The sequence below is a fragment of the Mesorhizobium sp. M0938 genome (genome assembly GCF_040319125.1).
In the GTDB taxonomy this organism is placed as follows: domain Bacteria; phylum Pseudomonadota; class Alphaproteobacteria; order Rhizobiales; family Rhizobiaceae; genus Mesorhizobium; species Mesorhizobium robiniae.
This window is the reverse complement of sequence record NZ_JAMYNS010000002.1, coordinates 480,215-494,054: the sequence shown is the minus strand read 5'-3', so window position 1 is coordinate 494,054 and position 13,840 is coordinate 480,215. Positions and strand designations below refer to the sequence as shown.

The window sequence follows — 13,840 nt, the reverse complement described above, 5'->3', positions numbered from 1 at the left end:
GTGTGGAAATGACCGTGCCGAATACTTGCCGCAAGATACTTCCTCCAACCGCTTATAGTTAATGCGGCCTTAACCTTCCCGCCGATAGTCTGGTGCCCGAATCCGCCGAGTTGCGCGCACGCGCCCGGCCGGGCAATGACAGACGGGGAAGAGCATGCGTTCAGGGGCTTCAGCACCGCTCGCGCTGGCCGATACGGGGCAGGGCATCCGGGCATTCGCGCGGCGGCAGGTCGGCCGGCTGGTCGGCGCCGGCCTGTTTGCGCTAGTTGCCTTCGGTGTCGCCAGCCTTGCCACCTGGAACGTCGCCGACCCAAGCTTCTCCCACGCCACCGACAATATCGTCACCAACGCCATGGGCTATGTAGGCGCTGTCTTCTCTGATCTAGCCATGCAGTTCTTCGGCCTCGCGGCCGTCGCGGCGCTGGTGCCGGCGGTGGTCTGGGGATTTCTGCTGTTTTCGGCGCGCGGCGTCGACAGGCTGCCGAAGCGCGGCCTCGCCTGGTTCGGCTACGCCGTGCTTGCCGCGGCCATCGCCGGCTGCGTGGTGCCGCCTAAGACCTGGCCGCTGCCGACCGGTCTCGGCGGCGTGTTCGGCGACATGGTGCTCAACATTCCCGGCTTCTTCGTCGGCGGCTATCCGACCGGTCTCATCGCCAGCGTGCTCGCCGTGCTTCTGGCGGCGCCGGCGCTGTGGCTGTTTGCCTATGGCTCGGCGCTGATTGCACGCAAAAACGGTTTCGCCGTTCTCGAGCAACCAGCCGCACCTGATCCGAGGGACCAGGACGACCTTCTTTTCGACAATGACGAGGACGAGGGCGACGAGGGCATTCTGGCGCTTGGCGCGATCACCCATTGGTGGCTGTCGTTGCGCGCGTATCTGCGCCGCCGCGCCGCGCGCCGCCGGGAACGCGACGATTTCGAACCGGAGATGGAACCGCGCGCCAGCGCCTGGCGCCGCGCTGCCGAGAGGGTCGAATCGGCCGAGTTTGCCGAAGCGCGGATGAGCCCGGATGGCCGCGCCCGCGTCGAGCCTGAATTCTTCGCCGCCTTGGTCAACGACCGCAGTGCCTCGCTCGATCCCGACGATGCCGATGTCTTCGACGATGATGATGACATGGATTTTGCGCCGGAGCCGGCAGGCCAGCGGCGCGCCGCGTCGTCCAATGCGAAGGTGCAGAATTTCCGCTCCGATGCGGCCACCCGTGTCGAGGCGCCGGCGCCCCGGCCCGTTCCGGGGGCTCGCGTCCAGCGCGAAGCGCAGACGTCGCTGATCGGCTCCGAAACGTTCGAAATGCCGTCGTTGCATTTCCTGTCCGAACCGAAGAACGTCGTGCGCGACGCTAGCTTGTCCAAGGACGCGCTGGAGCAGAATGCCCGCCTGCTCGAAGGTGTGCTGGAGGATTTCGGCGTCAAGGGCGAGATTATTCATGTCCGGCCCGGTCCGGTCGTCACGCTCTATGAGCTGGAGCCGGCGCCCGGCATCAAATCGTCGCGGGTCATCGGCCTGTCGGACGACATCGCCCGCTCGATGAGCGCGATCGCCTGCCGCGTCGCGGTGGTGCCCGGCCGCAACGCCATCGGCATCGAGTTGCCGAACGCCAAGCGCGAGACCGTCTATCTCAGGGAGATCATGGCCAGCCGCGATTTCGAGACCACCAAGGCCAAGCTGGCGCTGGCGCTAGGCAAGACCATCAATGGCGAGGCGGTCATCGTCGACATCGCCAAGATGCCGCACGTCCTGGTCGCCGGCACCACCGGCTCGGGCAAGTCGGTCGCCATCAACACCATGATCCTGTCGCTGCTCTACCGGCTGACGCCGCAGGACTGCCGGCTGATCATGATCGACCCGAAAATGCTGGAGCTCTCGGTCTATGACGGCATCCCGCATCTGCTGACGCCTGTCGTCACCGACCCGAAGAAGGCAGTGGTGGCGCTGAAATGGACCGTGCGCGAGATGGAGGATCGCTACCGCAAGATGTCGAAGGTCGGCGTCCGCAACATCGACGGGTTCAACGCGCGCGTCAGCCAAGCGGAGAAGAAAGGCGAGAAGATCTCGCGCACCGTGCAGACCGGTTTCGACCGCCAGACCGGCGAAGCGATCTACGAGACGGAAAACCTCGATCTCGAACCAATGCCCTACATCGTCGTCATCATCGACGAGATGGCCGACCTGATGATGGTCGCCGGCAAGGATATCGAAGGCGCGGTGCAGCGCCTGGCGCAGATGGCGCGCGCCGCCGGCATCCACGTCATCATGGCGACGCAGCGGCCGTCGGTCGACGTTATCACCGGCACGATCAAGGCCAACTTCCCGACCCGCATCTCCTTCCAGGTGACGTCGAAGATCGACAGCCGCACCATCCTGGGTGAGCAGGGCGCCGAACAGCTGCTCGGTATGGGCGACATGCTCTACATGGCCGGCGGCGGCCGTATCCAGCGCGTCCACGGTCCCTTCGTTTCCGATGACGAGGTCGAGAAGATCGTCGCGCATCTAAAGCTGCAGGGCGTGCCGGAATATCTCGACGCCATCACCGAGGATGAAGGCGAGGACGACGACGAGCCGTCGGGCAAGGGTAGCTCCGGCGGCGGTGGCGGCGGGAATTTCGAGGATTCCGACGATCCCTACGATCAGGCAGTTGCCGTGGTGCTGCGCGACGGCAAGGCCTCGACCAGCTACATCCAGCGCCGGCTCGGCATCGGCTACAACCGCGCCGCCTCGATCATCGAGAAGATGGAAAAGGAAGGCATTGTCGGTCCAGCCAACCATGCCGGAAAACGCGAGATTCTGGTGCCGACGGAAGACGACAAGTTCTGATCCGACCGGCAACAATCGGCAGATCTGCCGGGCTGCAACCTTGGCGGGCGGCAACTTTGAACCTTGTGGCGCGTTGCAACGACCAAGCGCTATCGGCCCGCCAAACTTAAGCCCAACTGGGGGGCCAAACACTGCGACAACAGATAAACCACACGAGAGTAACCGGCATGAAAAACTCTTCTTTCGCCACGAACAACGATTTTGCCCCGACCCGCCGCCAGTTGCTTGGTCTCGGCCTGGTCCTGGCAGGTGCTGCAGCCATCAATGTCGTACCCGGAGTCCAGTTGCTGGCGTCGGCGCAAGCGGCGGTGCCAGCCACCGCGCAGAAGATCGCCGACCATTTTTCCTCGGTCAAGTCGATGACCGGCGAGTTCGTGCAGTTCGGACCCAAGGGTGAGCAGACCGGCGGCAAGTTCTTTCTGGAACGGCCGGGCAAGATCCGCTTCAACTATGACGGGACGTCGAATTTCAGGGTGATTTCGGACGGCAGGTCGGTGGTCATCCTCAACAAGCGGCTGAAAACGTCCGATCTCTACCCATTGTCGAAGACGCCGCTCAAGCTGCTGCTCGACGACAAGATCGACCTCTCCGGCGGCCGTGTCAAAAGCGTCAAGGAAGAAAACGACGTCACCACCATCCAGCTCGCCGACAAATCGGTGTTCGGCAGTTCGAAAATCACCATGATGTTCGATCCGAAATCCTATGAATTGCGCCAGTGGACGATCACCGACGCGCAGGGCAAGGACACGACGGTGATGATCTTCAACGTCAAGGAAGGCGTGAACTTCGCTCCCGACACTTTTGCCATCGACTATACGGCCAATCGGGAACTCAACACCAAGTCGCGGTAGGGTTCACTGTTATTCAGGTGATGCCGGCCTGCGAATGGCGAGGCGCCGCGGCTGCAGCCAGCTTCTTTCTCCCCGTTCGCGGGGAGAAATGCCCGGCAGAGCTATGCGAGGGGCGGCGCGAGGGTCGATGATTGCGCCCGGCTTGTTTTTGCAGCGTATGGCTGGCAGTAGTTTCCGGTCGCCAAAAAGGCACAGCCCGTCGGAGCTATCCCGGTTCCTGCGGTCCCGTGCTGTCCCGGACCTTTCGCATGCCCTTTTCCGTCGCCACCTGGAACATCAATTCCGTCCGCCTGCGCATGCCGATCGTCGAACGCCTGCTTGTCGAACAGGCGCCAGATGTGCTCTGTCTGCAGGAAACCAAAGTTCCTGACGAATTGTTTCCCGAGAAGGCTTTCCGCAAGCTCGGCTACGAGCACATCGCCTTCCATGGCCAGAAGGGTTATCACGGCGTGGCGACGGTGGCGCGCCGGCCGATCGACGTGGTCGAAAAGCGCCGCTTCTGCGAGATCGAGGACAGCCGGCATCTGTCAGTCACCGTGCGGGCCGGTGGCAAGACGATCCTGCTGCATAATTTCTACGTGCCAGCCGGCGGCGACGAGCCCGACCCGGAGATCAATCGCAAGTTCAGGCACAAGCTGGATTTCGTCGCCGAAATGAACGCCATCCGCGCCGAGCACGACGACGTGTCCGGCTCGATCCTGGTCGGCGACCTCAACATCGCGCCATTGGAGCACGATGTCTGGTCGCACAAGCAGCTCTTGAAAGTGGTTAGCCATACGCCGGTCGAGACCGAAAGTTTCGAGGCGATGCGGCTCGCCGGCAACTGGGTCGACCTGATGCGGCTCAACGTGCCTTATGAGCAGAAGCTCTACACCTGGTGGAGCTATCGCGCTCAGGATTGGGAAGCGTCGGATCGGGGCCGGCGGCTCGACCATGTCTGGTCGTCGCCGAACCTGGTGCCGAGCTTTGCCGGCTACGAGATCCTGCGGCTGGCACGCGGCTGGGAACGGCCGTCGGACCATGTGCCGGTGATCGCCCGGTTCGATTTAGAGTAGTGCGGACTGCCGCGTGTAGCGCGTCCCCCTCTGTCCCGCCTGCGTTTTGGAAGTTCCCGTACCACCTTTGCCCGCTCAGCTCTCGAAACGCGACGCCAACGCCTCGATGCGACGGATCATTGCCTGAAAATCCTCGGAGATGCGCTGGTGCAGATGGACTGCGATGTCGGGGTACTCCTCCAGGATGCGGCGGAACATCTTGCGACTGAGCCGCAGCACTTCCGAATCGATCTCGGCGAATGCACTGGTCAGCCGGTTGGTGTCGGCGATCAGCGCCAGTTCGCTCAACATGGTACCGGGGCTGGCCGTGCCTATCGGGACGCGCTCGCCATTGTGCTCGCGATACAGCACGATACGTCCGCTGACCACGATATAGGCGCAATCGGCCTCGTCATCCTCGCGGTAAAGCTTGTGGTCAGCCTGCAGCTTGGTCGTTTCTGCGCCAAAGGCGAGCAGACGCAACTGTTCCTCCGTGAAGTCCTCGAAGAGCCTCACGGCGGACAGGATGCGAATGTCGTCATCCAACGCCATCTAGCTATGTCCCCGAACGATCAGTCCAGTCCCTCCCTTAGAGCAGAGCGCCGCGCCCTCCCGGACGCGCAAAGGACGCTCTGACATTTGAATCTGCGCATCGTGCTTTCCAAAAATCGATTCCGATTTTTGGGGCGATGCGTCAGCGCGTTCGATCCAGAACCGCCTCCAGCCTCAGGACCGTACCCGAAAAGCGCCCCTCTCCCGACCGCTCAATAGATGATGAAATGTTTAAGGAACCAGCTTGTAGCCGCCGCTTTCTGTCACAAGAATTTCTGCATTGGAAGGATCACGCTCGATCTTCTGGCGCAGCCGATAGACATGGGTTTCCAGCGTGTGCGTGGTGACGCCGGAATTGTAGCCCCAGACTTCCTCGAGCAGCACGTCGCGCGTCACCACCTTCTGGTCGGCGCGATAGAGATATTTGATGATCGAGGCTTCCTTCTCGGTCAGCCGCACCTTGGCGCCGCGCTGATCGATCAGAAGCTTCTGGCTAGGCTTGAAAGTGTAGGGGCCGACCGAGAAGGTGGCGTCTTCACTCTGCTCATGCTGGCGAAGCTGCGCACGGATGCGGGCCAAAAGAACCGCGAAGCGGAACGGCTTGGTAACATAGTCGTTGGCACCGGCTTCGAGACCGAGAATCGTGTCGGAATCGGTATCGTGTCCAGTCAGCATGATGATGGGCGACTTGTAGCCGCCCTTGCGCAATATCTTCACCGCCTCCCGGCCATCCATGTCGGGCAGGCCGACATCCATGATGAGCAGATCGATGAGTCCGCCGCGGGCCGTGGCGACGCCTTTGGCGGCGTTCGATTCCTGCAGGACGTCGAATTCCTCGTAAAGGGATAATTGCTCGACGAGCGTGCCGCGCAGGTCGTCATCGTCATCGACGATCAGAATGGTGCGTGAAGTCATGGATCAATCCGTTGTTTTGAAAAGAAAATTCAGTTGACCGCTGCCTGTTTATGCGGAAGCTGACCGGCACAACAGCCGATCACAATGATTTGTTCCGTGACACGATCATACAAGAAAAAACGCGTGTGCAATGAGGCGAGCGCATTTTTGCCAAAAGGGCTTCGTGTTCTCACCGTGCGCGCCAGACCCGGCCACCCCAGCCAAGGGTTTCTGCAAGCTGGAAAACTGGTGTTTTCATGTGCGCTGGGACGCGGCGGCATATCGGCCGGCAAGCGCGAGGGCGACGGCGCCACGCCGCTTGGTTCGATGCGGATCCTGTTGGGATATTTCCGTAACGACCATTTTTCCGGGGGCCGCAAAACCCGGCTGGCGATGGCGCCGATCGGTCCCGATCTCGGCTGGTGCGAGGTGCCTGATGACCGCAACTACAACCGCCCGGTCAAGATTCCCTACGGCGCCAGCCACGAGCGGATGCTGCGCGACGACCGGCTGTATGATGCCTGCCTGGTGCTCGACTGGAACATTGCGCCGCGACGCCGCGGGCGCGGCAGCGCCATCTTCTTTCATCTGGCGCGCCCCGGTTTCACGCCGACGCAAGGCTGCGTCGCGGTGACGGCACGCACCATGGCGCGGTTGCTGCCGCTGCTGTCGGACCGCACGGTGGTGAAGGTGGTGAGGTAGGGCAGTAGGGCAGTAGGGCAGTAGGGCAGTAGGGCAGTAGGGCAGTAGGTGCTCTCTTTCCCCTACTGCCCTACTCGCCTACCGTTTCGGCTTCTGCCAGCCGATGTCGAGCAGGCCGAGCCGGCCTAGTTCCTGGTCCATGGCGCGGGCGACATCCTTCCGCTCGGCGCCGATGTCGCGCAGTTGGCGATCCGAGAGGTCCTCGACATTTTCACGCGGGAGGCTGGGCTCACGCGGGAGGTTGATCGCGATTCTCGCGTGGTGGAACCACTCAATTGCCGCCCGCAGCCAGATTGGTCTGGCAGAAGGAGACTTCAAAGCAATGTGTGACATGACGTGATCCGTTCCATCCGGATATCAAATCCGGTTTGATAGTTTCTCGATGGTCACATCATGCCGGATTGAAATCTAAGAGGGAAACGAGTAGTTTTTTCCAGATCATCAAGTTTAATTTGTGGATCAAGGGCAATGATCCTGCCAAAAATCATTCCGCTGTGATGGCGCGCCTGCTGCCTGGAACCCGTGCGCTGAGGACGCTGGAGGCGGCGGCCCGGCACCTCAATTTCACCCGCGCCGCCGACGAGCTCGGCCTAACACCGGCGGCGGTCAGCCACCAGATCAAGGAAATCGAGGATCAGCTAGGCCTCGTGCTGTTCACGCGCACGAGCCGCACCATAAGGCTGACCGAGGCGGGTACGGTGCTGTTCGAGGCCTCGGCCGACGCGCTCGACCTGCTTGGCCGGGCGGTCTCGCGAGCGCACAAGATGACGCGCGGCACGGCTTTGCTGAAGATTACGCTCGACGCGCAGTTCGCGACAAAATGGCTGATGCGGCGCGTCGATGATTTTCGCAAGCATCAGCCTGAGATCGACCTGCGCTTCGACATCTCCTATGAAGTGCGCGACTTCGATCGTGACGACGTCGATGTCGGTATCCGCTTCGGCACCGGGAAATATCAGGGGCTTTGCAGCCATCGCCTGTTCGACAACATGATCATTCCCGTGTGCAGTCCGGCGCTGCTCAGGGCGGGACCGCCGCTGAAGGAGCCGCGCGATCTCTTCCATCACACGCTCGCCCATATCGCGTGGTCGCGCCAGGGTGTGACCTGGCCGAACTGGCGCATGTGGATGGCGGCCGCGGGTGTCGACGATTTCGATGACAGCCGGACCATTGTCTTCGGCAGCTCATCGGATGCGGTGCAGGCCGCGCTCGACGGCAATGCAGTGGCGCTCGCCGAATTCGCGATGGTGGCGAACGATCTTTCTGAAGGCCGGCTGGTGCGGCCATTCGCGCTGGGCATCAAGGTTGCGCCCGACTTCGCCTATCACCTGGTCTATCCGCAGGGCTCTGCTGATGACGCCAGGATCGTAGCGTTCAGGGATTGGCTCCTAAACGAAGTCCACAAGCCGCAGCCAGATCCGACACGCCAAAGTTGGGACGAGCTTTAGAGCCTATTCCATCCCGATAGAATCGGGATGGGGGCTCTAACTTATTGTTTGACCATGATCTTTTCCGAAAACCGGTATCCACTTTTCGGGATCATGGTCCAGTGTCGCCCCATTTTCTGAGCGGCAACGCTCAACCAGCGACTTCCGGCACGCCGAACCAGCCGATCACCGCGCCGATGATCAGCAGCACGCCAAGCCAGTGGCCGCAGTCTATGATGGTCAGGTCCCAGCCGAATCCCTCGTAACGATGGTTGACGGAAAGCGTCGTGGCGACGAACCCCAGCCAGAGAACGAAGCCGAAGACGAGCCCGGCAATGACGCTCGGTTCGCCGCCGGTCATCGCTCCGATGACCAGGGACATGACGAGCGCCATGACAATTTCCGCGACGAAGCTGATGACGAATGGCAGCGGCGATTTGCTCATGGTCGCCGGATCAAGCTTGGCGGCCTTGAGCCAGGGCTTGCTCAAGCCCATGTACCAGGCAGCGCCGAACAACCACGCCACCACGGCGGCGACGATAACCGCCAGCCAGTTTACTGCTGAAAAATCCATGATTTCCCCCTCCCGGAAGCATGTCGCCCAAAAGTGCCGGGAGGTTTTGGGACAACGACATGCGTATTCTCAAAATCGATGCGTGATGGAACGCCCGTTCGGCCGTGTCGTCAAGCAAAGCGCCAGACGGTCGTGCGCTTGACCAGGGAATGCTCCAGCGCCCGGGTCACCGCCACTTCGTAGACGGCAAGCGGCTCCAGCCCCGTCTTCGGCAGATAGGAGCGGCCGGGATCGCCAAGTAGGATGTCGGCGCCGCGCGAGTTCAGTGTCGCGAACCACGGCATCAGCCTGTCGGCAAAGGATTTGTCGTAGAAGACGTCGCCGGCCAGAACCACATCCCAGCCCGCATCGGTTCCGATGCAATCCGAGCCGAGGAATTTGATCCGGACATCATTGGCCTCGGCATTGAGGCGGATCGCGGTCGCGCAGAACGGGTCGATGTCGGCGGCGATCACCTCTGCCGCGCCGGCCTTCGCAGCGGCAATGGCGACAAGGCCGGAGCCGGAGGCGAAGTCGAGCACACGCTTGCCGTGCACAGCGGACGGATTGTCGAGGACGTAGCGGGCAAGGCCCTGGCCGCCAGCCCAGGCGAAGGCCCAGAAGGGCGGCGGCAGGCCGATTTCTGCCAGTTCGTCCTCGGTCCGCTGCCACAGATCATGCGCTTCGTCGGCCAGATGCAGCAGGATCTCCGGCACATGTGGCGGCGCCATCAGCGCCGTGTTGTCGAGGATGAAGTTTTTCGCACTGTTTGGCGTCAGTGCCGTCACGGAGCCGGCGTCAGGTCGCCCATGCGGCAGACCTCTTTCCATTCGGCCGGCGTCACCGGCTGCACGGAAAGCCGGCCGAGCCGGACCAGTGCCATCTCGGCAAGCTTGGGATTGGCCTTGACCTGTTCCAGCGTCACCGGCTTCGGCATATCCTTGACGGCACGGATATCAACGCATTCCCAACGCGGATCGTCGGTAGTGCTGTCCTGATGGGCCAGCGCGCAGACCTCGGCGATGCCGACAACGTCGAGCCCGTCGTTGGAATGGTAGAAGAAGCCGAGATCGCCGATCTGCATCGCCTTCATGTTGTTACGCGCCGCATAGTTGCGCACGCCGTCCCATTGCGTGCCGGCCTCGCCCTTTGCCTTCAGCGCTTCGAAGGAGAAGACCGAGGGTTCCGATTTGAACAGCCAGTAGTTCATCGTTTTGCTCCTCCTGACGGCTGGAAATCAGCTACAGCGCCGCACGTCTTTCAGGCGCGCAAAGGACGCTGTAGCACTTTGATTTTGCGCATGGTCCTTTCCGAAAATCGATACCGATTTTCGGGGTCATGCGCTCGCCGGCTTGTTGAAGATCCAGTTCCATTGCCTGATTTCGACGTTTTCGAACAGCCCGGCCTTGGCGTAGGGGTCTGCCGCCGACAGGGCTTGTGCCGCGGCCAGATCGGGCGCCTCGACGACGACGAGGCTGCCGTTCGGCTTGCCGTCGGCATCGAGGAACGGACCGGCGAAGGCCAGCTTGTTCTCGCCGTTCAATCCTTCCAAAAAGGCAATATGCTCGGGCCGCGCATCGAGCCGCACCTGCAGGTTTCCAGGCTTGTCCTTACAAATCAACGCAAACAGCATCTTTCCATCTCCGGATTGTTCGAGATTTATCGCATCGGCCCGAAAATCGGAATCGATTTTCGGAAAGCACGATGCGCAGGTTCAAAGTTATTAGAGCGATGTGCGTCCAAGCGGACGCAGTCGCTCTAAACATCGGTTTCGATTTTCAGGGGCCTTGTCATCAGCGCCGACACAGCCTGGTGGATGGTGATCGTGCCGTCCAGTATGGCTGATACAGCGGTGATGATCGGCGTGTCGATGCCGCGCTCGATGGCGATACGGGCGGCGATCGCCGCCGTCGGCACGCCTTCGGCCAGCGGCAGGCCGGCAAGCGGCTTGCTTTGGCCCAAGGCCATCCCGTAGGCGAAGTTGCGCGACTGCGTGGACGAGCAGGTGAGCAAGAGGTCGCCGAGGCCGGAAAGCCCCATCAGCGTTTCCGGTTTCGCGCCGAAGGCAGCGCCAATGCGGCGCAATTCGACGAAGCCGCGCGTCACCATGGCGGCCTGGGCGCTGGCGCCGAGCCCTGCGCCGGTGACAGCACCCGCGGCAATCGCGAAGACGTTCTTCAGCGCGCCGCCGATCTCGACGCCGATCAGGTCGTCGCTCGAATAGCAGCGCAAATTCTCGGCCGAAAAGCGGGCGGCAAGGTCGGCGGCCAGATCCGCGTCGCGAGCGGCGACGACTACGGCGGTCGGCAGGCCCTTGGCGACGTCGGTGGCAAAGCTCGGGCCGGACAGGGCGGCAACCGGATTTCCAGGCAGGATCTCGTCGACGATCGCCGATAGCAATGCGCCGGTGTCGCGCTCGATGCCTTTGGCGCAGAGGACCAGCGGGACGTCTTTTGGCATATGGGCCTTCGCGGTCCTCAGCATGGCGCGCAGCGACTGCGCCGGCGCCACCGCCAGCACGCAGTCGGCGCCGTCGAGCGCGGCCTCGATGTCGCTTGTTGCCACGATGCCGGCCTGGAGTGCGATGCCGGGCAGATAGCGCGGATTTTCGCCACGGTCGATCGCGGCGACGGTCTCCGGGTCGCGCGCATAGAGGCGGACGAAATGACCAGCTCGCAACATGGCCAGCGCCAGTGCCGTGCCCCAGGCACCGCCGCCGAGCACAGCAATGCGCCAGCCGCTTGGCGCCTTGTGCCCGCTGCCGGTCATGCCTTGGCCCCACGTCGGCCCGAGCCGACCATCGGGGCAGAGATGCTGTCCAGCGGCCAGCGCGAGCGCGGCACGAAATCGGCAGCGTTCTCACCTGATGTGCCGGCGCGCAGCCGCTCGATGCCGGCCCAGGCGATCATCGCCGCATTGTCGGTGCAGAGTTTGAGCGGCGGCGCGACGAAAGCAAAGCCGGCTTTCCCGCACAAGGCTTCCAGTGTCGTCTTGATCGTCCGGTTGGCAGCGACGCCGCCGGCAACAACCAGCGCAGGATTTTGCTTATCAGGAAAAGTTTCGCGAAAACGCGTCAGCGCTCTCGAAACACGATCATCCAGCGCATCCGCCACCGCCGCCTGGAACGAGGCGCAGATGTCGGCGACGTCCCGGTCATTCAACGGGGCGATAGCCGTTGCTGCCTGGCGCACGGCAGTCTTCAGCCCGGAAAAGGAAAAGTCGGGCTGCGCCGAGCCCTTCATCGGCCGCGGGAAGGCGAAGCGTGCGGCGTCGCCGGATGCCGCCGCCTTCTCGACATTCGGCCCGCCGGGATAGGGCAGTCCGAGCATCTTGGCGGTCTTGTCGAAAGCTTCGCCGAGCGCATCGTCGATGGTCGTCGCCCAGCGCTGGTAGTCACCAACGCCACGCACGGCGACGATCTGCGTGTGGCCACCGGACACCAGCAGCAAAAGGTAGGGGAAGTCGAGCCCGTCGGTCAGCCGCGCGGTCAGCGCATGGCCTTCGAGGTGATTAATGGCGATCAGCGGCTTGTTTGCTGCTGCGGCGATCGCCTTGGCGGTCATAAGCCCGACGATCAGCCCGCCGACGAGGCCGGGCCCACCTGTCGCGGCAATCGCATCGATGTCGGCGAGATCGACGCCCGAATCGGCCAGCGCTGCCTCGATGATGCCGTCCAGCGCCTCGACATGGGCACGTGCGGCGATTTCCGGCACGACGCCGCCGAAGGCGGCATGCTCCTCGATCTGGCTGAGCACGATATCGGACAGGATTTTGGGCGCGCCGCCATCCAGCGTCACCACGCTGGCGGCGGTCTCGTCGCAACTCGTCTCAATGCCCAGAACGCGGATCAATTCGTCGCTGTCCCTCGAAGATTGTACAACCCGGCTTTCCCCGTTAGGAGAAGCCCAAGGTCTGTTGATATTCAGGTGATGCCGGCCTGCAAATGGCGGCTTCCTGCGCTTCCGGTGCTCACGTACTCAAAGTACGCTCCGCTCCGGTTCTCGGAAACCACCATTTTCGGCTCGGCCTGACCTGAATCTCAACAGACCTCGATCTGCCCGGGGGTTATCACGGACCGCGCGCCATGCAAACAACCTTGAAAATCGGAACACGCGGCAGCCCGCTGGCGTTGGCCCAAGCGCACGAAACGCAGGCGCGGCTGATGGCCGCGCACGGCATGCCGGTCGAGGCATTCGAGGTGGTCGTCATCTCGACCAGCGGCGACCGCATCCAGGACCGGCCGCTGTCGGAAGCCGGCGGCAAGGGCCTGTTCACCAAGGAAATCGAGGAAGCGCTGCTGGCGCGCCGTATCGATATCGCCGTGCATTCGTCGAAGGACATGCCGACGGTCTTGCCCGACGGGCTCGAACTGTCCGCCTTCCTGCCGCGCGAGGATGCCCGCGACGCCTTTATTGGCAAGGCGGCGAAAACAATCGCCGGATTGCCGCATGGCGCGAAAGTCGGGTCGTCGTCGCTCAGGCGTCAGGCGCTAATCCGTCGGATGCGACCGGACCTCGACGTGGTGATGTTCCGCGGCAATGTGCAGACGCGGCTGCGCAAGCTTGACGAGGGCGTTGCCGACGGCACCATCCTCGCCTATGCCGGGCTGAAGCGGCTCGGGCTTGAAGATGTTATCACCGATCTGATGCCGCTCGACACCTTTCCACCGGCGCCGGGGCAAGGCGCTATCTGCATCGAAAGCCGCATCGGCGACCTCGATGTGGAAAAGATGCTGACGGCAATCCATGATGTGCCGACCGGACAGGCGCTGGCCTGCGAACGCGCCTTCCTGGCGGCGCTCGACGGGTCGTGCCGCACGCCGATCGCCGGCCATGCGACGATATCGGGCGGAACGGTCTCCTTCGCCGGGCTGATCATCTCGCCGGACGGCACGCAATCCCATGAGGTCAAGGCGCAAGGCCCGGCGCAGGACGCCGCCCGCATCGGCGACGAAGCCGCCAGGACCGTGCGGGCCAAGGCCGGCGAAAAATTCTTCGACGGCTGGGCCTGAC

15 protein-coding genes are annotated in these 13,840 nt (G+C 62.7%); 6 read left to right on the top strand and 9 right to left on the bottom strand.

The genetic code is table 11. The annotated features are described in order from the left end of the window. The first annotated feature begins 154 nt into the window (after positions 1-154). The 3 genes from NKH73_RS05070 to NKH73_RS05060 all read left to right on the top strand — a co-directional run bounded on the left by NKH73_RS05070 (position 155) and on the right by NKH73_RS05060 (position 4,721). On the top strand, positions 155-2,815 hold the full coding sequence (locus NKH73_RS05070; RefSeq protein ID WP_352928697.1) for an FtsK/SpoIIIE family DNA translocase: 2,661 nt from the start codon (positions 155-157) through the stop codon (positions 2,813-2,815). 167 nt (positions 2,816-2,982) lie between these two features. Further along, positions 2,983-3,666 (top strand): outer-membrane lipoprotein carrier protein LolA, encoded by a 684-nt coding sequence (locus NKH73_RS05065; protein WP_352928695.1) that lies wholly within the window; start codon positions 2,983-2,985, stop codon positions 3,664-3,666. A 248-nt stretch (positions 3,667-3,914) separates the two neighbouring features. Beyond that, positions 3,915-4,721, top strand: a complete 807-nt coding sequence (locus NKH73_RS05060; protein WP_352928693.1) for an exodeoxyribonuclease III — start codon at positions 3,915-3,917, stop codon at positions 4,719-4,721. 75 nt (positions 4,722-4,796) lie between these two features. Here NKH73_RS05060 and NKH73_RS05055 read toward each other — a convergent pair whose 3' ends face one another. Both NKH73_RS05055 and NKH73_RS05050 read right to left on the bottom strand, forming a co-directional pair. Continuing rightward, complete coding sequence (locus NKH73_RS05055; protein ID WP_352928691.1) at positions 4,797-5,252, bottom strand: Crp/Fnr family transcriptional regulator; 456 nt, start codon at positions 5,250-5,252, stop codon at positions 4,797-4,799. Between the two features lie 231 nt (positions 5,253-5,483). Further along, positions 5,484-6,167 (bottom strand): response regulator transcription factor, encoded by a 684-nt coding sequence (locus NKH73_RS05050; protein WP_352928689.1) that lies wholly within the window; start codon positions 6,165-6,167, stop codon positions 5,484-5,486. Between the two features lie 84 nt (positions 6,168-6,251). Between NKH73_RS05050 and NKH73_RS05045 the strand changes: the two genes are divergently transcribed. After that, positions 6,252-6,848 carry a L,D-transpeptidase family protein gene (locus tag NKH73_RS05045; RefSeq protein ID WP_352928687.1) on the top strand — a complete coding sequence of 199 codons (597 nt, stop codon included), beginning with the start codon at positions 6,252-6,254 and terminating at the stop codon, positions 6,846-6,848. 78 nt (positions 6,849-6,926) lie between these two features. On the opposite strand, the gene NKH73_RS05040 is transcribed toward NKH73_RS05045, so the two are convergent. Beyond that, positions 6,927-7,181 (bottom strand): hypothetical protein, encoded by a 255-nt coding sequence (locus NKH73_RS05040; RefSeq protein ID WP_352928685.1) that lies wholly within the window; start codon positions 7,179-7,181, stop codon positions 6,927-6,929. Positions 7,182-7,345: 164 nt separating this feature from the next. Here NKH73_RS05040 and gcvA point away from each other — a divergent pair, with 164 nt between their 5' ends. Then, a complete protein-coding gene (gene gcvA / locus NKH73_RS05035) occupies positions 7,346-8,296 on the top strand; it encodes a transcriptional regulator GcvA (RefSeq protein ID WP_352928684.1) in 951 nt (316 codons plus the stop codon). Positions 8,297-8,426: 130 nt separating this feature from the next. Here the strand turns inward: gcvA and NKH73_RS05030 are convergent, their stop codons facing one another. The 6 genes from NKH73_RS05030 to tsaD all read right to left on the bottom strand — a co-directional run bounded on the left by NKH73_RS05030 (position 8,427) and on the right by tsaD (position 12,676). Continuing rightward, positions 8,427-8,849 carry a DUF1761 domain-containing protein gene (locus NKH73_RS05030; RefSeq protein WP_352928682.1) on the bottom strand — a complete coding sequence of 141 codons (423 nt, stop codon included), beginning with the start codon at positions 8,847-8,849 and terminating at the stop codon, positions 8,427-8,429. Positions 8,850-8,959: 110 nt separating this feature from the next. After that, the gene (locus NKH73_RS05025; protein ID WP_352928680.1) at positions 8,960-9,658 is read right to left on the bottom strand and encodes a class I SAM-dependent methyltransferase; all 699 of its coding nucleotides are present in this window, start codon (positions 9,656-9,658) and stop codon (positions 8,960-8,962) included. Further along, a complete protein-coding gene (locus tag NKH73_RS05020) occupies positions 9,613-10,038 on the bottom strand; it encodes an EVE domain-containing protein (protein WP_352928678.1) in 426 nt (141 codons plus the stop codon). Before NKH73_RS05020 ends, NKH73_RS05025 begins: the two co-directional genes overlap by 46 nt. Positions 10,039-10,164: 126 nt before the next feature. Continuing rightward, a complete protein-coding gene (locus NKH73_RS05015) occupies positions 10,165-10,461 on the bottom strand; it encodes a YciI-like protein (protein WP_352928677.1) in 297 nt (98 codons plus the stop codon). A gap of 125 nt (positions 10,462-10,586) precedes the next feature. Next, positions 10,587-11,597 carry an NAD(P)H-dependent glycerol-3-phosphate dehydrogenase gene (locus NKH73_RS05010; protein ID WP_352928676.1) on the bottom strand — a complete coding sequence of 337 codons (1,011 nt, stop codon included), beginning with the start codon at positions 11,595-11,597 and terminating at the stop codon, positions 10,587-10,589. After that, positions 11,594-12,676 (bottom strand): tRNA (adenosine(37)-N6)-threonylcarbamoyltransferase complex transferase subunit TsaD, encoded by a 1,083-nt coding sequence (gene tsaD / locus NKH73_RS05005; RefSeq protein ID WP_352928785.1) that lies wholly within the window; start codon positions 12,674-12,676, stop codon positions 11,594-11,596. Before tsaD ends, NKH73_RS05010 begins: the two co-directional genes overlap by 4 nt. Before the next feature lie 236 nt (positions 12,677-12,912). Between tsaD and hemC the strand changes: the two genes are divergently transcribed. After that, positions 12,913-13,839, top strand: a complete 927-nt coding sequence (gene hemC, locus NKH73_RS05000; RefSeq protein WP_352928674.1) for a hydroxymethylbilane synthase — start codon at positions 12,913-12,915, stop codon at positions 13,837-13,839. The last annotated feature ends 1 nt before the right edge of the window (position 13,840 follow it).